Origin of the sequence: Micromonospora sp. NPDC049004 (assembly GCF_040649315.1) — a bacterium.
Taxonomy (GTDB): Bacteria; Actinomycetota; Actinomycetes; order Mycobacteriales; family Micromonosporaceae; genus Micromonospora.
On sequence record NZ_JBEZFG010000005.1, the window covers coordinates 173,453 to 193,006 of the forward strand.

Annotated in this window: 33 protein-coding genes; 1 reads left to right on the forward strand and 32 read right to left on the reverse strand. The window is 68.5% G+C overall.

The window, feature by feature from the left end; genetic code table 11:
- The first annotated feature begins 50 nt into the window (after positions 1-50).
- Positions 51-1,103, forward strand: coding sequence for a hypothetical protein (locus tag AB0B97_RS16965; RefSeq protein WP_234583429.1), 1,053 nt, complete (start codon positions 51-53; stop codon positions 1,101-1,103).
- 72 nt (positions 1,104-1,175) lie between these two features.
- On the opposite strand, the gene truA is transcribed toward AB0B97_RS16965, so the two are convergent.
- From truA to rplC, 32 genes are all read right to left on the reverse strand, one after another.
- Positions 1,176-2,006 carry a tRNA pseudouridine(38-40) synthase TruA gene (gene truA / locus AB0B97_RS16970; protein ID WP_357494486.1) on the reverse strand — a complete coding sequence of 277 codons (831 nt, stop codon included), beginning with the start codon at positions 2,004-2,006 and terminating at the stop codon, positions 1,176-1,178.
- A 68-nt stretch (positions 2,007-2,074) separates the two neighbouring features.
- Positions 2,075-2,632: a 50S ribosomal protein L17 gene (gene rplQ, locus AB0B97_RS16975; RefSeq protein ID WP_234583431.1), complete on the reverse strand. Its 558-nt coding sequence runs from the start codon at positions 2,630-2,632 to the stop codon at positions 2,075-2,077.
- 34 nt (positions 2,633-2,666) lie between these two features.
- Positions 2,667-3,689 carry a DNA-directed RNA polymerase subunit alpha gene (locus tag AB0B97_RS16980; protein ID WP_007465227.1) on the reverse strand — a complete coding sequence of 341 codons (1,023 nt, stop codon included), beginning with the start codon at positions 3,687-3,689 and terminating at the stop codon, positions 2,667-2,669.
- Between the two features lie 98 nt (positions 3,690-3,787).
- Positions 3,788-4,414: a 30S ribosomal protein S4 gene (gene rpsD, locus AB0B97_RS16985; protein ID WP_007465229.1), complete on the reverse strand. Its 627-nt coding sequence runs from the start codon at positions 4,412-4,414 to the stop codon at positions 3,788-3,790.
- A 13-nt stretch (positions 4,415-4,427) separates the two neighbouring features.
- On the reverse strand, positions 4,428-4,835 hold the full coding sequence (gene rpsK, locus AB0B97_RS16990) for a 30S ribosomal protein S11 (RefSeq protein ID WP_007073011.1): 408 nt from the start codon (positions 4,833-4,835) through the stop codon (positions 4,428-4,430).
- A gap of 119 nt (positions 4,836-4,954) precedes the next feature.
- The gene (gene rpsM, locus AB0B97_RS16995; RefSeq protein WP_007465236.1) at positions 4,955-5,335 is read right to left on the reverse strand and encodes a 30S ribosomal protein S13; all 381 of its coding nucleotides are present in this window, start codon (positions 5,333-5,335) and stop codon (positions 4,955-4,957) included.
- 268 nt (positions 5,336-5,603) lie between these two features.
- Positions 5,604-5,717 carry a 50S ribosomal protein L36 gene (gene rpmJ / locus AB0B97_RS17000; RefSeq protein ID WP_012184307.1) on the reverse strand — a complete coding sequence of 38 codons (114 nt, stop codon included), beginning with the start codon at positions 5,715-5,717 and terminating at the stop codon, positions 5,604-5,606.
- 91 nt (positions 5,718-5,808) lie between these two features.
- Entirely contained in the window at positions 5,809-6,030 is a 222-nt protein-coding gene (gene infA, locus AB0B97_RS17005) for a translation initiation factor IF-1 (RefSeq protein ID WP_007073013.1), read from the reverse strand.
- Positions 6,031-6,363: 333 nt separating this feature from the next.
- The gene (locus AB0B97_RS17010; protein ID WP_357494956.1) at positions 6,364-6,900 is read right to left on the reverse strand and encodes a DUF1707 domain-containing protein; all 537 of its coding nucleotides are present in this window, start codon (positions 6,898-6,900) and stop codon (positions 6,364-6,366) included.
- Positions 6,901-7,047: 147 nt separating this feature from the next.
- A complete protein-coding gene (gene map, locus AB0B97_RS17015) occupies positions 7,048-7,899 on the reverse strand; it encodes a type I methionyl aminopeptidase (protein WP_234583432.1) in 852 nt (283 codons plus the stop codon).
- 89 nt (positions 7,900-7,988) lie between these two features.
- Positions 7,989-8,642, reverse strand: coding sequence for an adenylate kinase (locus AB0B97_RS17020; RefSeq protein ID WP_007465256.1), 654 nt, complete (start codon positions 8,640-8,642; stop codon positions 7,989-7,991).
- A complete protein-coding gene (secY, locus tag AB0B97_RS17025; protein ID WP_357494489.1) occupies positions 8,643-9,971 on the reverse strand; it encodes a preprotein translocase subunit SecY in 1,329 nt (442 codons plus the stop codon).
- Between the two features lie 231 nt (positions 9,972-10,202).
- Entirely contained in the window at positions 10,203-10,646 is a 444-nt protein-coding gene (gene rplO, locus AB0B97_RS17030; RefSeq protein ID WP_007465260.1) for a 50S ribosomal protein L15, read from the reverse strand.
- Entirely contained in the window at positions 10,646-10,828 is a 183-nt protein-coding gene (rpmD, locus tag AB0B97_RS17035) for a 50S ribosomal protein L30 (protein WP_007465262.1), read from the reverse strand. The genes rplO and rpmD overlap by 1 nt, the downstream gene beginning before the upstream one ends.
- Positions 10,828-11,442: a 30S ribosomal protein S5 gene (gene rpsE, locus AB0B97_RS17040; protein WP_007465263.1), complete on the reverse strand. Its 615-nt coding sequence runs from the start codon at positions 11,440-11,442 to the stop codon at positions 10,828-10,830. The genes rpmD and rpsE overlap by 1 nt, the downstream gene beginning before the upstream one ends.
- A gap of 34 nt (positions 11,443-11,476) precedes the next feature.
- Entirely contained in the window at positions 11,477-11,866 is a 390-nt protein-coding gene (gene rplR, locus AB0B97_RS17045; protein ID WP_234583434.1) for a 50S ribosomal protein L18, read from the reverse strand.
- Positions 11,863-12,405, reverse strand: coding sequence for a 50S ribosomal protein L6 (gene rplF / locus AB0B97_RS17050; protein ID WP_357494492.1), 543 nt, complete (start codon positions 12,403-12,405; stop codon positions 11,863-11,865). The genes rplR and rplF overlap by 4 nt, the downstream gene beginning before the upstream one ends.
- Before the next feature lie 16 nt (positions 12,406-12,421).
- Entirely contained in the window at positions 12,422-12,829 is a 408-nt protein-coding gene (rpsH, locus tag AB0B97_RS17055; RefSeq protein ID WP_007465270.1) for a 30S ribosomal protein S8, read from the reverse strand.
- Positions 12,830-12,945: 116 nt separating this feature from the next.
- Positions 12,946-13,131: a type Z 30S ribosomal protein S14 gene (locus tag AB0B97_RS17060; protein WP_007073023.1), complete on the reverse strand. Its 186-nt coding sequence runs from the start codon at positions 13,129-13,131 to the stop codon at positions 12,946-12,948.
- 1 nt (position 13,132) lies between these two features.
- Entirely contained in the window at positions 13,133-13,699 is a 567-nt protein-coding gene (gene rplE, locus AB0B97_RS17065; RefSeq protein ID WP_074314595.1) for a 50S ribosomal protein L5, read from the reverse strand.
- On the reverse strand, positions 13,699-14,019 hold the full coding sequence (gene rplX / locus AB0B97_RS17070; RefSeq protein ID WP_007465276.1) for a 50S ribosomal protein L24: 321 nt from the start codon (positions 14,017-14,019) through the stop codon (positions 13,699-13,701). The genes rplE and rplX overlap by 1 nt, the downstream gene beginning before the upstream one ends.
- Positions 14,016-14,384, reverse strand: a complete 369-nt coding sequence (rplN, locus tag AB0B97_RS17075; protein ID WP_007073026.1) for a 50S ribosomal protein L14 — start codon at positions 14,382-14,384, stop codon at positions 14,016-14,018. The genes rplX and rplN overlap by 4 nt, the downstream gene beginning before the upstream one ends.
- A 97-nt stretch (positions 14,385-14,481) precedes the next feature.
- The gene (rpsQ, locus tag AB0B97_RS17080) at positions 14,482-14,760 is read right to left on the reverse strand and encodes a 30S ribosomal protein S17 (protein ID WP_053653938.1); all 279 of its coding nucleotides are present in this window, start codon (positions 14,758-14,760) and stop codon (positions 14,482-14,484) included.
- Entirely contained in the window at positions 14,757-14,993 is a 237-nt protein-coding gene (gene rpmC, locus AB0B97_RS17085; protein WP_007465283.1) for a 50S ribosomal protein L29, read from the reverse strand. The genes rpsQ and rpmC overlap by 4 nt, the downstream gene beginning before the upstream one ends.
- The gene (gene rplP, locus AB0B97_RS17090; RefSeq protein ID WP_121653126.1) at positions 14,993-15,418 is read right to left on the reverse strand and encodes a 50S ribosomal protein L16; all 426 of its coding nucleotides are present in this window, start codon (positions 15,416-15,418) and stop codon (positions 14,993-14,995) included. The genes rpmC and rplP overlap by 1 nt, the downstream gene beginning before the upstream one ends.
- A gap of 3 nt (positions 15,419-15,421) precedes the next feature.
- Complete coding sequence (gene rpsC / locus AB0B97_RS17095) at positions 15,422-16,291, reverse strand: 30S ribosomal protein S3 (protein ID WP_007465294.1); 870 nt, start codon at positions 16,289-16,291, stop codon at positions 15,422-15,424.
- On the reverse strand, positions 16,291-16,749 hold the full coding sequence (gene rplV, locus AB0B97_RS17100; protein ID WP_007465297.1) for a 50S ribosomal protein L22: 459 nt from the start codon (positions 16,747-16,749) through the stop codon (positions 16,291-16,293). Before rplV ends, rpsC begins: the two co-directional genes overlap by 1 nt.
- Positions 16,750-16,791: 42 nt before the next feature.
- Positions 16,792-17,073 carry a 30S ribosomal protein S19 gene (rpsS, locus tag AB0B97_RS17105; protein ID WP_007465299.1) on the reverse strand — a complete coding sequence of 94 codons (282 nt, stop codon included), beginning with the start codon at positions 17,071-17,073 and terminating at the stop codon, positions 16,792-16,794.
- A 12-nt stretch (positions 17,074-17,085) separates the two neighbouring features.
- Positions 17,086-17,925 carry a 50S ribosomal protein L2 gene (rplB, locus tag AB0B97_RS17110; protein ID WP_007465301.1) on the reverse strand — a complete coding sequence of 280 codons (840 nt, stop codon included), beginning with the start codon at positions 17,923-17,925 and terminating at the stop codon, positions 17,086-17,088.
- Positions 17,926-17,937: 12 nt separating this feature from the next.
- Positions 17,938-18,240 carry a 50S ribosomal protein L23 gene (gene rplW, locus AB0B97_RS17115; RefSeq protein WP_088998352.1) on the reverse strand — a complete coding sequence of 101 codons (303 nt, stop codon included), beginning with the start codon at positions 18,238-18,240 and terminating at the stop codon, positions 17,938-17,940.
- Positions 18,237-18,887, reverse strand: a complete 651-nt coding sequence (gene rplD, locus AB0B97_RS17120) for a 50S ribosomal protein L4 (protein ID WP_234583436.1) — start codon at positions 18,885-18,887, stop codon at positions 18,237-18,239. The genes rplW and rplD overlap by 4 nt, the downstream gene beginning before the upstream one ends.
- Entirely contained in the window at positions 18,884-19,549 is a 666-nt protein-coding gene (gene rplC / locus AB0B97_RS17125; RefSeq protein WP_234583437.1) for a 50S ribosomal protein L3, read from the reverse strand. The genes rplD and rplC overlap by 4 nt, the downstream gene beginning before the upstream one ends.
- Positions 19,550-19,554: the final 5 nt, after the last annotated feature.

Sequence of the window (19,554 nt, forward strand, 5' to 3'; positions counted from 1 at the left end):
ATTTCCCAATATTACCCCCTAAAGGGACAATGGCTCCTACTCTGGGCGACATGGTGTATCGGTACGAGTCCGAAGAGGACGCATTCGAGGACCCGGAGCCCGGGTCCGACCTGGCCGTGCTCGGCGCCGGTCCGCCTCCGCCGGCCGGCCCCTCACCGTCCCGCTTTCCCGCTCCGTCGTTGCCCCGGCCCAACCAGCTGATGCTGCCGTCGACCCAGCCGCCGCCGGTCACCCGCGTCAGCACCCCGGTCGCGGCCCCGCGCAGTCAGGTCTACACGTCGGCCCAGCCGGTGGAGCCGCCCACCCGCCGCGGCGGCGGGCGGCTCTGGCAGGTGCTGGTCGGCGGTGCGGCAGTCCTGGTCCTGCTCGCGCTCTGCGGCCTGGGCGCCGCCGCGCTGCTGGTGGACAACGACCCGACGCCACAGGCCACCCCGACGTACCAGCCGAACGTCGCCGCGTCCGCCTCCGCACAGCGGCAGGATCTCGACTCGCGGGACACCGACCAGGCGCCGCTCACCGCGAAGGAACTCTTTCCCGGCAAGGAGGTGAAGCTCGCCGACGGCCAGAGCGCCTACGAGATCCTCAAGACACACTCCAGCGGCAGTTGCGCAGTCGCCGCCACCGACGAGGTTGCCGACCTGCTCGTCCGGCTCGGCTGCAACCAGGTCGTCCGGGCGACGTTGCGGGCGCCCGGCGGCGACCACCTGGTCACCGCGGGCCTGTTCAACCTCACCGACAAGGTCAGCGCCGAACGGGCCCGGGACCGGATCCGGCAACTCCTCGACGACCGGCAGGGCCGGTTCCGGGGGCTGACCGCCGGCGACGACACCGATGTCCTGGCCACCGCTCCGGCCCGCGTCGGCTGGCAGGTCCGGGGCCACTACCTGGCGTACGCGCTGGTGGTCCGCGCGGACGGAGCCGCGGTCAAGCCCGGCGATGCCAAGATCCGGGAGATCCTGTTCGACATGATCGAGGCGCACCTCAGCCGGGGCGTCCTGCAACGGCGGGCCGACAGCGGCACGGCAGGCCAACCAACTGCAGCGCCGACCGAGGGCAGCGGAACCCAGAGCGGCAGCGACGACGGCGAACTCCCCGGAGACTGATCCGCACCACCGCCCGCCGGGTGTGCCGCCCACCGGTGGCACACCCGTCGGCGTCTGCGGCCCGGCCGCCGGTCAGCCCTCGACGGGCACGCGCAGGCGGCGCGTCAGGTCCGCGCGGCGGGCGTAGTCGGCCGGGTCGGCCGGGTAGCCGACCGCGACGAGGGTGAGGCCGTGCGCCGGAGCCACCGTCACCTCGCTGGAGCGCTCCTGCCGGTCGAGCAGGCTGCCCGGCCACTGGACCGCCCGACGGCCGTCGCCGGCCGCGAGCATCGCCCCCACCAGGCTGCGGACCATCGCCTGGCAGAACGCGTCGGCCTGCACGGTGGCGACCAGGATGCCGTCCGGGTCGCGCCGCCAGTCCAGCCGGGTCACCTCGCGCAGCGTCGTCGCGTTCTCCTTGCGCCTGCAGTACGCGGCGAAGTCGTGCTCACCGACCAGCCCCGCCGCGGCGGCGTTCAGGGCGGTCAGGTCCAGCGGTCGCGGCCAGGCCAGCACCTCGTGCCGGCGTAGCGGCTCGGCGCCGTACGGGGCGTCGGTCACCCGGTACTCGTAGCGCCGGAAGGTGGCCGAGAAGCGGGCGTCGAAGTCGGCCGGCACCTCCGACATCGCCCGTACCCGCACGTCGGTGGGGAGCAACCGCGCGAGCCGGCGCAGCAGCCGCCCCTCGTGCTGGCGCCACACCTCGGCGGGAAGCTCCAGGTGGCAGACCTGCCCGCTGGCGTGCACCCCCGCGTCGGTGCGACCCGCGACGGTCAGACCGGTCGCCGTGCCCGCGCCGAGGACCAGGTCCAGGGTCTCGACGAGCACCCCGGCGACGGTCCGCCGGGTCGGCTGGGGCGCCCAGCCGGAGAAACCGGCGCCGTCGTACGAGACGTCCAGCCGCAGCCGGATCCGCTCGTCCACCTCGTACCTCCTGTTACGGGTCGGGCCCGACACCCCGAAAGGGGTGCCGGGCCCGATGTTGCCCTTGGTCAGGCCTTGTTCTCGGTGGCCTCGTCGCTGTCCTCGCGGGCGGCGTCGGTGTCACCGGACGCCGACACCGGCGCCTCGGAGTCCTGGTCGGCCGGAGCCGACTTCGGGGCCTCCTCGGCCGGGGCGAGCGCCTCGACCTTGTCCTGCTGCGCGGCCTTGCGGGCGGCGGTCTTCTTGTTCACCTTCGGCTCGGCGACCTGAAGCTCCTCCACCAGCTCGATGATGGCCATCGGCGCGTTGTCACCCTTGCGCGGACCGGTCTTCACGATCCGGGTGTAACCGCCGGGGCGGTTGGAGTACCGGGGCGCGATCTGGTCGAACAGGGCGTAGACAACGTCCTTGTCCTTGACGACACCCAGCACCCGCCGCCGCGAGGCGAGGTCACCGCGCTTGGCCTTGGTGATGAGCTGCTCGGCCAGCGGGCGCAGCCGCCGGGCCTTCGTCTCGGTGGTCTGGATCTTGCCGTGCTGGAACAGCGCGGTCGCCAGGTTGGCGAGCATCAGCCGCTCGTGCGAGGGGCTGCCGCCGAGGCGGGGGCCCTTGGTGGGCGTGGGCATTTTTGGTGCTCCTCAGTTGTGGCGGCAGCGCGGACTAGAGCTGCTCGGTCTCGCGGTAGTCGTCGGTGTCGTAGTCGGCCTCGCCGAAGGTGTCCACGACGTGCGCCGGGTCGAAGTTCGGAGCCGAGTCCTTCAGCCCGAGACCCATCCCGGCGAGCTTCATCTTGACCTCGTCGATCGACTTCTGACCGAAGTTGCGGATGTCGAGGAGGTCGGCCTCGGTACGCCCGATGAGCTCACCAACGGAGTTGATGCCCTCGCGCTTGAGGCAGTTGTAGGAGCGGACGGTGAGGTCCAGCTCCTCGATCGGCAGAGCGAGGTCCGCCGCCAGCTGGGCGTCCTGCGGGGACGGCCCGATGTCGATGCCCTCGGCGGTCTCGTCCAGCTCCCGGGCCAGCCCGAACAGCTCCACCAGCGTCGAACCGGCGGAGGCCAGCGCGGTACGCGGGCCCATCGACGGCTTGGTCTCGACGTCGATGATGAGCCGGTCGAAGTCGGTGCGCTGCTCGACGCGGGTCGCCTCGACGCGGTACGTCACCTTCAGCACCGGCGAGTAGATCGAGTCGACCGGGATGCGGCCGATCTCGGCGCCGGACTGCTTGTTCTGTGCAGCCGTCACGTAGCCCCGGCCCCGCTCGACGGTCAGCTCCATGTCGAGCCGGCCCTTGCCGTTGAGGGTCGCGAGCTTGAGGTCCGGGTTGTGCACCGAGACGCCGGCCGGGGGCTGGATGTCGCCCGCCGTCACGTCGCCCGGGCCCTGCTTGCGCAGGTACATGCTGACCGGCTCGTCGTGCTCGGAGCTGACGCACAGCTCCTTGATGTTCATGACGAGCTCGACCACGTCCTCCTTGACACCGGGGATAGTGGTGAACTCGTGCAGCACGCCGTCGATCTTGATCGAGGTGACCGCCGCACCCGGGATCGACGACAGCAGCGTGCGCCGCAGCGAGTTGCCCAGGGTGTAGCCGAAGCCCGGCTCGAGCGGCTCGATGGCGAACCGCGACCGGGTCTCGTTGATCGACTCCTCGGAGAGGGAGGGTCGCTGGCTGATGAGCATGTTGTCTCTTCTCTTCCGGGACGCCCGCTATTTGACGTCCACGACACAAACTGTTCCGGTGGCCCGCCCCGAAGGGCGGGCCACCGCAACGAGCCCGACTACTTGGAGTAGAGCTCGACGATCAACTGCTCCTGGACCTGCGTGTCGATGACCTGCCGGGCCGGGAGGGAGTGCACGAGCACCTTCATCTGGCTGGGGATTGCCTCCAGCCAGGCCGGCACCGTCTTCGAACCGGCCTGAGCCTGCGCCACCACGAACGGGGTGAGCTCCTTGCTCTTGCCCCGGACCTCGATGATGTCGTGCTCCTTGACGCGGTACGACGGGATGTCGACCTTCTTGCCGTTCACCGTGAAGTGACCGTGCTTGACCAGCTGGCGGGCCATGTCCCGCGAGTGGGCGTAGCCGGCCCGGTAAACGACGTTGTCCAGCCGCGACTCGAGGATCTGCAGGAGGACCTCACCGGTCTTGGCCTGCTTGCCAACGGCTTCCTCGTAGTAACCGCGGAACTGCTTCTCCAGCACGCCGTACACACGACGGGCCTTCTGCTTCTCACGGAGCTGGAGCAGGTACTCCGTCTCCTTGGTGCGGCCGCGGCCGTGCTGCCCGGGCGGGAACGGCCGGGACTCGAACGGGCACTTCGGACCATCGCACTTGCTGCCCTTGAGGAACAGCTTCATCTTCTCCCGCCGGCAACGGCGGCAGTCTGCACCGGTGTAACGAGCCATCTCTCTCTACCTCTCAGACCCGGCGACGCTTCGGCGGACGGCACCCGTTGTGCGGCTGCGGGGTGACGTCGGAGATCTGCCCGACCTCGAGGCCCACTGCCTGCAGCGAACGGATGGCGGTCTCCCGGCCGGAGCCGGGGCCCTTGACGAACACGTCGACCTTGCGCATGCCGTGCTCCATGGCGCGACGCGCGGCGGCCTCGGCGGCCAGCTGCGCGGCGAACGGAGTCGACTTGCGGGAGCCCTTGAAGCCCACCTGGCCAGCGGAGGCCCAGGAGATGACCGCACCGGTCGGGTCCGTGATGGACACGATGGTGTTGTTGAACGTGCTCTTGATGTGCGCCTGCCCGTGGGCGACGTTCTTGCGTTCCTTGCGCCGGACCTTCTTGACAGCGGCTCCGGCACGAGCCTTCGGTGGCATAAGTCTGTGCGCTCCTGAATGGGTTCTGTGGCTTGTCGCCCCGTTGATGACGTAGACACCGGTTCCGGTTGGAGCCCGGCCTACCTCGACGGAGAACGACCAGAATTCCGGTTAAAGAATTACTTCTTGCCGGGCTTCTTCTTGCCGGCGACGGTCCGCTTCGGGCCCTTGCGGGTCCGTGCATTGGTCTTGGTCCGCTGGCCACGCACGGGCAGGCCCCGGCGGTGCCGGATGCCGGCGTAGCAGCCGATCTCGACCTTGCGGCGGATGTCAGCGGCGACCTCGCGGCGCAGGTCGCCTTCAACCTTGTAGTTGCCCTCGATGTGGTCGCGGAGCTGCACGAGCTCCTCGTCCGTGAGGTCCCGAGCGCGCTTGTCCGGCGAGATGCCGGTAGCGGCGAGTGTCTCCAGGGCGCGGGTGCGACCGACCCCGAAGATGTAGGTGAGCGCGATCTCCATCCGCTTCTCGCGGGGGAGATCCACGCCGACTAGACGTGCCATGTGCGGGCGTACTCCTCGTGATGTGTGGCGGAGGTGTGGACCCGTCCCACCCCGCTACCGGCCGTCCCGTCTTTCCGACGCTGTCAGCGCCGGCGACCGGGATCGGTCGCTGCCCGAGCGGGCCCCGGCCTCCGACCGGGGGTCAGCCACGAGAGGAGTACGTCTTCACGTACCGCTCGCGGCTGGGACGAGCATGTGTGATGTGTGTGTCGCTAAGGATCTGCCCGAAGCAACGCCACCCGGCCGTGTCCGGCCGGACGGGCTGAGATCAGCCCTGGCGCTGCTTGTGGCGCGGGTCGGTGCAGATGACCATGACCCGGCCGTGCCGGCGGATAACCCGGCACTTGTTGCAGATCCTCTTGACGCTCGGCTTGACCTTCACGGTTGCCTTACTTCCCATCTGGCCCGGGAACGCGCGAGGCGCGAGACCGGACGTCGAAGACGGACACGGGACTTCCCGGCCGCCGTCAGGACTACTTGTAGCGGTAGACGATGCGCCCGCGGGTCAGGTCGTACGGCGAGAGTTCGACGACGACCCGGTCCTCCGGCAGGATGCGGATGTAGTGCTGCCGCATCTTGCCGCTGATGTGAGCCAACACCTTGTGGCCGTTCGCGAGCTCCACCCGGAACATGGCGTTCGGCAGGGGCTCGATGACCCGACCCTCGATCTCAATGGCTCCGTCTTTTTTCGGCATGTCCTCCGCTGTCCTGACGTCGATTGCTCCGGGCGGCCCACAACGTCTTACACGGGAAACTGACCATGATCAGAAGCCCGCGCCAGCCGCGGCTCCAGGTCCCACCGAAGCGCAGGGTGGGCATGCCGGAGTGGACGCTGTGCGCCGAACAGAAAGTGTACGCCGGCCTGCACGCCGTCGCCAAACCGGCCACCCACGGCGGCCTCGCGTCGGCCACCGCTCCCCCGCCCAGCCCTCCGATGATCTCCGCGGACCGGCGTCCCACCGAATGTCGATCATGAGCTTGTCGAGGCGAAACACCGCGATCGATCATGATCATCGGCTGCGGGTGGGTCAGGTTGTGGGCCCGGGACCTTCCGGCTCCTCGGTGCGCAGCTCCCGCTTGGCCCGCTTGCGCTCACGCCGGCGCTCGCGCTCGATCGCCTGGCGGCGGGGCTCTCCCCCGGCCAGCCCACCGACCGTCCGGAGCAGCAGCACCGCGCCCCAGGGCCCGGCCACCCACGCCGGCCAGAAGTACTGCAGTTCCTGGCTCAGCAGCGACGTCACGCCCCAGATGGTCACCACGATGGCGACCACCCGCACGTACGGCAGCCACACCTCGGCCAGCCAGCGACCGACGTGGCCGCGTCCGAGCGAGCCGAGCCGACCGACGGGCGGCTCTGCCGGCACGGTGGCGGGCCGCAGGGTCGAGTGCTCCGGCGGCGTTACCGGGGGCAGATCGGTGAGCAGGGCGTCCAGCTCGGCGTACGTGCGTGCCGCGTACGCGCGCTGCACCCGCTCGTCGTACTCGTGCAGGTCCAACCGTCCCTCACCGAGGGCGGCCCTCAGTCGGTCGGCAACCATCTCACGGTCCGCGTCCGCGGCTCGCATCCTGTCGCGCCCGTCCATGCCGGCAAGCATGCCACCGTCACGCCAGTCCGCCCGACCCCCGACACCAGTCGATCATGAAGTTATCGCCAACCGCACCGGCGTGCCAGGGAACCAACTTCATGATCATCGGGCGGGGTGGGGCTGGGGTCAGGGGGTCTTGGTCTCCGTGGGCTGGCGGGCGGTCACCAGGTCGCCCAGGCGGGCGCGGCCGCCGTCGAAGGCCGTGAGCACCCACACACCGTCGGGCAACAGCGCCATCGAGTGCTCGACGTGCGCCGCTACCGACCCGTCCCGGGTGACGACAGTCCAGCCGTCGGCCAGTTCGACAGTACGCGGGGACGCCATGGTGATCATGGGCTCGATCGCCAGCGCCATCCCGGGGACCAGACGCGGCCCCTTGCCCGGCCGGCCGTGGTTGAGCACGTGCGGGTCCTGATGCATCTCGGTGCCGATGCCGTGGCCACCGTAGCCGTCGACGATGCCGTACCGGCCGCCCTTGCGGACCGCCGTCTCCACCGCGTACGAGATGTCGGTGAGCCGCCCCTTGCCACTTGCCGCTCCACGCGCCGCGGCGGCGATGCCCGCCCACATCGCGTCCTCGGCGACCTCGGCCATCTTGAGCAGCGCCGGGTCGACGTCGCCCACCCCTACGGTGATCGCCGAGTCCCCGTGCCACCCGTTGAGCACCGCGCCGCAGTCGATCGAGATGAGGTCACCCTCGGCGAGCACCTGCTCCGGCGAGGGGATGGCGTGCACGATCTGCTCGTTGACCGACGAGCAGATCGACGCCGGGAAGCCGTGGTAGCCCTTGAAGGACGGGACGGCGCCCGCCTCGCGGATCGTCGACTCGGCGATGGCGTCCAGATCCGCGGTGCTCACACCCGGGGCCACCGCCTCGCGCATCCGGCGCAGGGCCTCGGCGACCACGAGCCCGGCCGCACGCATCTTCTCGATCTGGTCAGGGGTCTTCAGCTGGATGTCCAGCTGGGGACGACGCATGGAGCGGTTACCTTTCGTGGCTATTCAGCGGGGCACGTCTCGCGTACCCCGCTGTTCGCACTCTATCCGCCGTGGCCGGGGGGAGAACCTCAGCCGCCGTACGACCGCAGGGCGTCGATGGCCCGGGTGGTGACGTCCTCCACCGGACCGGTGGCGTCGATCCCGACCAGCTTGCCCTGGGCGCCGTAGTAGTCGACCAGGGGCGCGGTCTTCTCGCTGTACTCCCGCAGGCGGGTGGCGATGGTCTCCGGCTTGTCGTCGTCGCGCTGGAACAGCTCGGCGCCGCACCTGTCACAGATGCCCGGCCGGGTGGTGGCGTCGAACTCGACGTGCCAGATCTTGCCGCAACCCCGGCAGGTGCGCCGGCCGGAGAGCCGCCGGATCACCTCGTCGTCGTCGACCACCAGCTCCAGGACCAGATCCAGGGCGGTGCCCAGATCGGCGAGGAGCTTGTCCAGAGCGGCGGCCTGCGGAGTCGTCCGCGGGAAGCCGTCGAGCAGAAAGCCCTCGCTCGCGTCCGGCTCTGCGAGCCGGTCCCGGACCATGTTGATGGTGACCTCGTCCGGAACCAGCTCGCCTGCGTCCATGTAACGCTTCGCCTCGACGCCGAGCGGCGTGCCCTGGGTGACGTTCGAGCGGAAGATGTCTCCGGTCGAGATCTTGGGTACCGACAGGTGCGCGGCGACGAACTCTGCCTGCGTGCCCTTACCCGCACCCGGCGGGCCAACCAGAACGAGTCTCATCTACCGCAGGAACCCTTCGTAGTTCCGCTGCATGAGTTGGCTCTCGATCTGCTTCACGGTCTCGAGACCGACGCCGACCATGATGAGCACAGCGGTGCCACCGAACGGGAAGTTCTGGTACTGCTGGCTGTCCAGCCAGATGAAGAAGAAGTTCGGCAGGATCGAGATGATGCCGAGGTAGAGCGCGCCCGGCAGGGTGATCCGGCTGAGGATGAAGTCCAGGTAGTCGGCCGTCGGCTTGCCCGGCCGGATACCCGGCACGAACCCGCCGTACTTCTTCATGTTGTCCGCGACCTCGGTCGGGTTGAACGTGATCGAGACGTAGAAGTACGTGAAGAAGATGATCAGCAGGAAGTAGACCGAGATGTAGATCGGGCTGTTCGGAGCGACCAGGTTGTTCTGGATCCACGCCTGGACCTTGCCCGGGTCGTTCTGGTCGAAGAACTGGAGCGCCAGCTGCGGGAGGTACAGCAGCGACGAACCGAAGATGACCGGGATGACACCCGCCTGGTTGACCTTCAGCGGGATGTAGGTCGAGGTGCCGCCGTACATCCGCCGGCCGATCATCCGCTTGGCGTACTGCACCGGGATCCGGCGCTGCGCCTGCTCGATGAAGGTGACTGCGGTGATGACCACCAGAACCAGCGCGATGACGAGCGCGAACTTGCCCCAGCCCTGGCTGGTCTTGATCTGCCAGCCCTCACCGGGCAGCCGGGCCGCGATCGAGGTGAAGATCAGGACGGACATGCCGTTGCCGACGCCGCGGTCCGTGATCAGCTCACCGAGCCACATGACCATGCCGGTGCCGGCGGTCATGGTGATCACCAGGATGGACAGGGTCAGCCAGTCCGGGATGCCGGTGCCCTCGGGGATGATCGGGAACTGGTCGCAGCGGTTCTGGAACAGCTGCCCCGAGCGGGCCAGGGCCACGAACGCCGAGGCCTGCAGCACGCCGAGACCGAGCGTCAGGTAGCGGGTGTACTGCGTGATCTTCGCCTGACCGGCCTGGCCCTCCTTGCGGAGCTGCTCCAGACGCGGGATCACGACGGTCAGCAGCTGCAGGATGATCGACGCGGTGATGTAGGGCATGATGCCCAGCGCGAAGACCGAGAGCTGTAGCAGCGCCCCGCCGGAGAAGAGGTTGAGCAGATTCAGCGGGCCCGTCGTCTCACCGGAGATGGAGTCGAGGCACTTCTGCACGTTGCCGTACGAGACGCCCGGGCTGGGGAGCGTGGCACCCAGCCGGTAGACCGCGATGATGCCTACTGTGAACAGCAGCTTCTTGCGCAGGTCAGGCGTACGGAACGCACTGAGAAAGGCGGACAGCAACTTCTTCCTCCTGCGCGAGGCGGGCCGCCGGTGATCCCTGGCGGGTGGGGGTGGATCACGGGCGAGTGCCCGCAATCCATGGCTGGGATGGGACTCTAACAGCCCTGTCCCGCTCCGGGCAGGTGTGCCCGGCTACATAAACCGAATCCGATATTACCGGGCGCACACGCCCCAGGCAGACCTAGGCGCCCGCCAGTTATTCACAACTGACGGGCGCCGAGGTCGTACGCCTTACAGCTCGGTGGCGGAGCCACCGGCGGCAGCGATCTTCTCCTTGGCCGACGCGCTGAACGCGTGCGCCGACACCTGGAGCGCCACCCCGCCGAGGTCCCCGGTGCCGAGGACCTTGACCGGCTGGCCCTTGCGGACCGCGCCGGCCTCGACCAGCTCGAGCGGGCCAACCTGGCCGCCGTTCGGGAACAGCTCGGCGAGCCGGTCCAGGTTGACCACCTGGAAGACCACCTTGAACTTGTTCTTGAAGCCCTTCATCTTCGGCAGGCGCATGTGGATGGGCATCTGCCCACCCTCGAACGCCGCCGAGATGTTCTTGCGGGCCTTGGAGCCCTTCGTACCGCGACCAGCGGTCTTGCCCTTGGAACCCTCACCGCGACCCACACGGGTCTTAGCGGTCTTGGAACCGGGCGCCGGGCGCAGGTGGTGAACCTTGATCGTCATTACTCGACCTCCTCGACCTTCACGAGGTGGCTCACAGTGAAGATCATGCCGCGGATCTCGGGCCGGTCCTCCTTGACCACCACGTCGTTGATCCGCTTGAGACCGAGCGAACGCAGCGACTCACGCTGGTTGTGCTTGGTCCCGATACCGGACCGGAGCTGGGTGACCTTCAGACGTGCCATCAGCGCGCCACCCCCGCACGAGACGCCAGCATGGCGGCCGGCGCGACGTCCTCCACCGGCAGGCCACGACGCGCCGCGACCTGCTCGGGGGACTCAAGCCCCTTCAGGGCCGCCACGGTGGCGTGCACGATGTTGATCGGGTTCGACGAGCCGAGGCTCTTGGAGAGCACGTCGTGGATCCCGGCGCACTCCAGCACGGCGCGCACCGGACCACCGGCGATGACACCCGTACCGGCCGAGGCCGGCTTGAGCAGCACGACGCCAGCGGCGTCCTCACCCGTGACCGGGTGCGGGATCGACTGGCCGATCCGCGGAACCTTGAAGAAGTGCTTCTTGGCCTCCTCGACACCCTTGGCGATCGCCGCGGGCACCTCCTTGGCCTTTCCGTAGCCCACGCCGACCGTGCCGTCGCCGTCGCCCACAATCACCAGGGCGGTGAAGCTGAAGCGACGACCACCCTTCACGACCTTGGCGACGCGGTTGATCGCGACGACCCGCTCAAGGTGCGGGGTCTTCTCGACGGGCGCGTTTCCGCGGCCGCCCTCACGGCGGTTGTCGCGGCGACCACCCTCGTTGCCACCGGACCCGCCGCCACGGCGCTGTTGACCTGGCATCAGCAGCCTTCCTTATCTCTCGTGACGGGGTTGTTTAGAACTCGAGCCCGGCTTCGCGGGCGGCGTCGGCAAGCGCGGCGACTCGCCCCGCGTACCGGTTGCCACCGCGGTCGAAGACGACCTTGGAGACGCCGGCGGCCTTGGCCCGCTCGGCGAGCAGGGCGCCCACCTTGCCGGCCAGGGCGCTCTTGTCGCCCTCCGTGCCACGCAGCGAGGCGTCCAGGCTCGACGCCGACGCCAGGGTGTGACCCTTGGTGTCGTCGACGATCTGGGCAACCATGTGCCGCAGCGAGCGGGTGACGACCAGGCGCGGACGCTCGGCCGTACCACTGACGTTCTTGCGGACGCGGAAGTGCCGACGCGCACGCCCGACGGCGCGCTTGGCGGCAACGCCGCGGCGGCGCTTGAGCAGCGTGGCGCTCACTTCTTACCTGCCTTTCCAGCCTTGCGGCGGATGACCTCGCCCTGGTACTTCACGCCCTTGCCCTTGTAGGGCTCCGGCGGGCGGATCTTCCGGATGTTGGCGGCGACCTCACCGACCTGCTGCTTGTCGATGCCGGCCACGTGGAACAGGGTCGGCCGCTCCACCGTGAAGGTGATGCCCGCCGGCGCGGGAACGAGCACCGGGTGCGAGAACCCGAGCGCGAACTCGAGGTCCGAACCCTTGGCCGTGACCCGGTAACCGGTGCCGGCGATCTCCAGGCTCTTGCGGTAGCCCTCGGTCACGCCGACGATCATGTTGGCGACCAGGGTACGGCTCAGGCCGTGCAGCTCCTTGGCCTTGCGCTCGTCGTTCGGGCGGTTGACGTTCAGCTGCCCGTCCTCCGCGCGCTCGATCGTGATCGGGTCGGCGATCGTGTGCTGGAGCTCGCCCTTCGGGCCCTTGACCTTGACGGTCTGCCCGTCGATCGTGATGTCGACGCCGGCTGGTACCGGGATCGACTTACGTCCAATTCGCGACATTTCTACCAGTCTCCCGTTACCAGACGAAGGCGAGGACTTCCCCGCCAACACTCCGCTTGCGGGCCTGCCGGTCGGTCAGCAGCCCCTGGGACGTCGAAATGATCGCCACGCCCAGCCCACCGAGCACCCGCGGGAGCCCGTCCGACTTGGCGTACACCCGGAGACCGGGCTTGGACACGCGCTTGATGCCGGCCAGGCTCCGCTCCCGGTTCTGGCCGTACTTCAGCTCGACGACCAGTCGCTTGCCGACGGCGCCCTCCTCGGGCTCCTCGACCGACCAGGTGGCGATGTAACCCTCGGCCTTCAAGACCTCGGCGATGTTCGCCTTGATCTTGGAGTAGGGCATCTTCACCTGATCGTGGTACGCCTGGTTGGCGTTACGCAGACGCGTGAGCATGTCTGCGATCGGGTCGGTCATCGTCATGGATTTCGTCAGCCTTTCTCGCCGGGGTTCCCGGGGCACCAGCCCCGGGCCTACGGCGAAGAGCAATACCTAATCGGTGCAGGAGTTCCCGGCCGACAGCCGGGACGCGGTCGCCCTTACCAGGAAGCCTTGGACACACCCGGCAGCTCACCGCGGTGGGCCATCTCCCGGATGCAGACCCGGCAGAGCCCGAACTTGCGGTAGACCGCCTTCGGACGCCCGCACCGCTGGCAGCGGGTGTACGCGCGAACCGAGAACTTCGGCTTCGCGGCCGCCTTGAGGATCAGCGCCTTCTTGGCCATCTCAGTTCTCCTTGAACGGGAAGCCCAGGAGCTTGAGCAGCGCCCGGCCCTCGTCGTCGGTCGTGGCGGTGGTGACCACCGTGATGTCCATGCCCCGCTGGCGATCGATCCGGTCCTGGTCGATCTCGTGGAACACCGACTGTTCGGTCAGACCGAACGTGTAGTTGCCGTGCCCGTCGAGCTTGCGCCCGTCCAGACCGCGGAAGTCGCGGATACGCGGCAACGCGATGGACAGCAGCCGGTCCAGGAACTCCCACATACGGTCGCCGCGGAGGGTCACCTTCGCGCCGATCGGCATGCCCTCGCGGAGCTTGAACTGCGCGATGGACTTGGTCGCCCGCCGCACCTGCGGCTTCTGGCCGGTGATCGTGGCGAGGTCGCGGACCGCGCCGTCGATCAGCTTGGCGTCGCGAGCAGCCTCGCCGACACCCATGTTGACGACGATCTTGACCAGCCGCGGCACCTGCATGGGGTTGCCGTAGCTGTGCTGCTCACGCAGCTGGGCCACGATCTCGTTGCGGTACCGCTCCTTGAGGCGCGGCATGGTCTTTTCGGTAGCCGTGGTCATCACAGGTCCTTACCGGTGCTACGCGCGATGCGGACCTTCTGGCCGTTGTCGTCGATCCGGTAACCGACGCGGGTCGGCTTGCCGTCGGAGTCCAGGACCTGCACGTTCGAGACGTGGATCGGGGCCTCCTGGGTGACGATGCCGCCGGTCTTGGCGCCACGCTGGGTGGTGCTGATGCGGGTGTGCTTCTTGACCCGGTTCACGCCCTCGACCAGGACCTTGTCCTGCCGCGGGTAGGCCGCAATGACCTTGCCCTTGGCACCCTTGTCCTTGCCGGCGATGACGACGACCGTGTCGCCCTTCTTGACCTTCACGGTCACAACACCTCCGGCGCGAGGGAAATAATCTTCATGAACCGCTTGTCCCGCAGCTCCCGGCCCACCGGGCCGAAGATGCGGGTACCGCGCGGGTCCCCACCGTCCTTGATGATGACGGCGGCGTTCTCGTCGAAGCGGATGTACGAGCCGTCCGGCCGCCGCTTCTCCTTGGCCGTGCGAACGACGACCGCCTTGACGACGTCGCCCTTCTTCACACCGGCACCCGGGATCGCGTCCTTGACCGTGGCCACGATGACGTCGCCGATGCTCGCGTAGCGCCGACCGGAGCCACCGAGAACCCGGATGCACAGGATCTCCCGAGCACCCGTGTTGTCGGCGACGCGCAGTCGCGACTCCTGCTGAATCACGTCTATCTCCTATGTCTGCCGGTTCTCCGGCCGCCGTGGCGGCCGGAGCCTGGCGGAACCAACGCCCGACGCAACGCCGGGCGAGCTCGAGCCTTCGCTACTTGGCCTTTTCCAGGATCTCCACGATCCGCCAACGCTTGGTGGCGCTCAGCGGCCGGGTCTCCATGATCAGGACCCGGTCGCCGGTGCCAGCGGCGTTCTGCTCGTCGTGCACCTTCAGCTTGCTCGTACGACGCATGATCTTGCCGTACAGCGCGTGCCGAACCCGGTCCTCGACCTCGACCACGACGGTCTTGTCCATCTTGTCGCTGACCACCAGGCCCTCGCGAACCTTACGGCGCGCGCGGGTGGCGTCAGTGGTGGTGTTCTCGGTCATGATGCAGTCACCTCAGTCGGCGCGGCCGAGAGCCCCAGCTCGCGCTCGCGCATGATCGTGTAGATCCGGGCGATCTCCCGACGGATGACCTGCAGCCGCCGGTTGTTGTCCAGCTGCCCGGTTGCGGCCTGCACGCGGAGGTTGAACAGCTCCGCCTTGGCCTCCCGCAGCTTCGTGACCAGCTCCTCCTCGGAGAGCTCACGCAGCTCGGTCGCCTTAACGCCCGCTGCCATCAGGATTCACCCACTTCGCGCGTAACAATGCGGCACTTCATCGGGAGCTTGTGGATCGCGCGACGCATGGCCTCACGCGCGATCTGCTCGTTGGGGAAGGACATCTCGAAGAGAATCCGACCCGGCTTCACGTTGGAGACCCACCACTCGGGCGAACCCTTACCGGAACCCATCCGGGTCTCGGCAGGCTTCTTGGTGAGGGCCTGGTCCGGGAAGATCGTGATCCAGACCTTGCCGCCACGCTTGATGTGACGGGTCATCGCGATACGCGCCGACTCGATCTGGCGGTTGGTCACGTACGCCGGCTCGAGAGCCTGGATCCCGAACTCGCCGAACACCACCCGGTTACCACCCTTGGACGCGCCACTGCGGTCCGGGTGGTGCGGCTTGCGGAAGCCCTTCGGGGGCTTGCGCGGCATCAGCATCTGTCAGCCCTCCTGCTGCGTTTCTGCCGGAGCAGCCGCAGCCGCGACAGCAGCGCTGTCGACCGGCTCGCCACTCGGCGTCTCGGCCTGCTGCGCGATGGTGGTCGCAGCAGCCCGACCGGCCTCGGTGCCACCAGCGGTCGTGCCGGACGAACCGGACCGGCCACGGCGCGGACGCTCGGGACGGTCGCCACGCTCACCACGGCGCGGGCGCGACGGACCGGCCTCGGCCGGAGCCTCCCGGCCCGGAACCGCGTCACCCTTGTAGATCCAGACCTTCACGCCGATCCGGCCGAAGGTGGTACGGGCCTCGAAGAAGCCGTACTCGATGTTGGCCCGCAGCGTGTGCAGCGGAACCCGGCCCTCGCGGTAGAACTCGGTCCGGCTCATCTCGGCGCCGCCGAGGCGACCCGAGACCTGAACCCGGATGCCCTTGCAGACCGGGTTCTTCATGGCCGACTGCATGGCCTTGCGCATCGCCCGACGGAAGCTGACCCGGCTGGACAGCTGCTCGGCCACGCCCTGCGCGACGAGCTGAGCGTCCGACTCGGGGTTCTTCACCTCGATGATGTTCAGCTGGACCTGCTTGCCGGTGAGCTTCTCGAGCTCGCCGCGGATCCGGTCGGCCTCCGCACCCTTACGGCCGATGACGATGCCCGGCCGGGCGGTGTGGATGTCGACGCGGACGCGGTCGCGGGTGCGCTCGATGTCGACCTTGGAAATCCCGGCACGCTCGAGGCCCTTGGACATCATGCGGCGGATCTTGACATCCTCGCCGATGTAGTCCTTGTAGAGCTTGTCCGCGAACCAGCGGGACTTCCAGTCGGTCGAGATGCCGAGCCGGAACCCAGTGGGGTGAACCTTCTGACCCATTACTCGGCGTCCTCCGTCTTGCTCTGCGCTTCGGCCGGTGCGGCCTCCGTGGCCGGGGCGGCCTTCTTCGCCGCGGCCTTCCTCGGCGCTGCCGGCGCGACCGCCTCGACCGCCACGGTGATGTGGCAGGTGCGCTTGCGGATCCGGTACGCCCGACCCTGTGCCCGCGGCTGGAACCGCTTCATCGTCGGGCCCTCGTCCACGAACGCCTCGCTGACGAGCAGCGCGTCGGGGTCCAGCCGCTCGTTGTTCTCCGCGTTGGCGATCGCGCTAGCGAGCACCTTGTACACCTGCTCGCTCGCAGCCTGCGGCGCGAACTGCAGCACCGTTAGCGCCTCCTTCGCGGGCAGGCCGCGGACGAGGTTGACCACCCGGCGCGCCTTCATCGGCGAGATGCGCACGTGCCGCGCAACCGCCCGCGCGCCCGGAAGCACCGGAGCGTCGCCCTTTCCTGGCATCGCTGTAACCCCTTGTTCCCTCTATCCGTATGCCTGGCGGCGTCAGCGCCGACGGCTCTTCCGGTCGTCCTTCTCGTGACCCTTGAACGTGCGGGTCAGCGCGAACTCGCCGAGCTTGTGCCCGACCATCGCCTCGGTCACGAACACCGGGACGTGCTTGCGTCCGTCGTGCACGGCGATCGTGTGCCCGAGCATCTCGGGGATGATCGTCGAGCGCCGCGACCAGGTCTTGATCACGTTCTTCGAGCCCTTGTCGTTCTGCACTTCCACCTTCTTGAGCAGGTGGTCGTCTACGAACGGGCCCTTCTTGAGGCTGCGAGGCATGTCTTATCTCCCTCAGCCGCGCTTACGCGTGGCGTAGCGGCGGCGGACGATCAGCTTGTCGCTCGGCTGGCCCTTACGGCGGGTGCGGCCCTCGGGCTTACCCTGCGGGTTGACCGGGTGGCGACCACCGGAGGTCTTACCCTCACCACCACCGTGCGGGTGGTCGACCGGGTTCATGGCGACACCACGGACGGTCGGGCGCTTGCCCTTCCACCGCATACGGCCGGCCTTACCCCAGTTGATGTTCGACTGGTCGGCGTTGCCGATCTCGCCGACGCTCGCGCGGCAGCGCACGTCCACCCGCCGGATCTCGCCGGACGGCATACGCAGGGTCGCGTACGCGCCCTCACGGCCGAGCAGCTGGATGCCGACGCCGGCGGAACGGGCCAGCTTGGCCCCGCCGCCCGGACGCAGCTCCACGTTGTGGATCGTGGTACCGACCGGGATGTTGCGCAGCGGCAGGTTGTTACCCGGCTTGATGTCGGCGCCCGGACCGGACTCGACGCGGTCGCCCTGCTTCATGTCCTTCGGCGCGATGATGTACCGCTTCTCGCCGTCGGCGTAGTGCAGCAGCGCGATGCGCGCCGTGCGGTTCGGGTCGTACTCGATGTGAGCGACCTTCGCCGGCACGCCGTCCTTGTCGACCCGCTTGAAGTCGATCAGACGGTACTGGCGCTTGTGACCGCCACCGTGGTGCCGCGTGGTGATCCGGCCGTGGGCGTTACGCCCGCCCTTCTTCGGCAGCGGAGCCAGCAGCGACTTCTCCGGCGTGGACCGGGTGATCTCGGCGAAGTCGGCGACGCTGGAGCCACGTCGGCCCGGCGTCGTCGGCTTGTACTTACGGATAGCCATTGTCTACACCCCTCAGCTGACCGGGCCGCCGAAGGCCTCGATACGGTCACCGTCAGCCAGCTTCACGATCGCCCGCTTGGTCGCCTTGCGCTGACCGAAGCCGGTCTTGGTGCGCTTGCGCTTGCCCTGGCGGTTGAGCGTGTTGACCGTCAGGACGCGGACGTCGAAGATCTGCTGGATAGCGATCTTGATCTCGGTCTTGTTCGCGTCCGGGTGCACCAGGAAGGTGTACCAGTTCCGGTTCAGCTCGCTGTAGCTCTTCTCCGAGACGACCGGCGCCACGATGATGTCGCGCGGGTCGGCGATCGTGCTCACTTGCCACCCTCCTCGGTGGTCTCGGCGGGCACGCCCAGGAACTCGTCCAGGGCGTCCTTGGTGAAGACCACGTCGTCGGCCACCAGCACGTCGTACGTGTTCAGCTGGCCGGACTCGATCAGGTGCACCCGCGGCTCGTTGCGCAGCGACACCCAGTTCAGCTCGTCGGTGCTGCTCAGCACGACGAGAACCCGACGGGCCTCGGTGAGCTTGGTCAGCGTGGCCAGTGCGGCCTTGGTCGACGGCTTCTCGCCCGAGACGAACGCCTCGACGACGTGCACCTGCCCGGCGCGTGCCCGGTCCGAGAGGGCACCGCGGAGCGCGGCGGCCTTCATCTTCTTCGGGGTCCGCTGGCTGTAGTCGCGCGGCACGGGACCGTGCACCACGCCACCGCCGGCGAACTGCGGCGCGCGGATCGAGCCCTGCCGGGCGCGACCGGTGCCCTTCTGCTTGTACGGCTTCTTGCCGCCACCGGCGACCTCGCCGCGGGTCTTGGCCTTGTGCGTGCCCTGTCGGGCCGCCGCGAGCTGGGCCACCACGACCTGGTGCATCAGCGCGACGTTGGCCTGCACGTCGAAGATGTCAGCCGGCAGCTCGACGGAGCCGCTGGTGCTGCCTTCGACGGTGCGCACGTCAACGGTGGTCACTTGGCCGCACCGCCCTTCTTCACCTTGCTCTTGGCCGCGGTACGGACCAGAACGAGCGCGCCCTTGGGACCAGGAATGGCACCCCGGACGAGCAGCAGGTTGTTCTCGGTGTCGACCGCCTGGACGGTGAGGTTCTGCACGGTGTAGCGCACGCCACCCATGCGGCCGGCCATCCGGGTGCCCTTGAAGACACGACCCGGGGTGGCGCAGGCGCCGATGGAGCCGGGCGAGCGGTGCTTGCGCTCGACACCGTGGCTGGCGCGCAGACCGTGGAAGCCGTGACGCTTCATCGGGCCGGCGTAGCCCTTGCCCTTGGTCTTGCCGGTGACGTCGATCGTGACGCCGACCGGGAACTCCTCGACCGTGACCTCCTGGCCCAGCGAGTATTCCCCGGCGTCCGTGGTGCGCAGCTCGACGATGTGCCGGCGCGGCGCCACGTCCGCCTTCGCGTAGTGCCCGCTGATCGGCTTCTTGACCTTGCGCGGGTCGATCGTGCCGTACGCGAGCTGGACCGCGGAGTAACCGTCCTTCTCGGCGCTACGAACCTGGCTGATGACGCACGGGCCGGCCTCGACCACGGTCACGGGAACAACCTTGTTGTTGTCCCAGACCTGGGTCATGCCGAGCTTGGCGCCCAGGATCCCCTTGACTTGCCTGTCCATTTGTC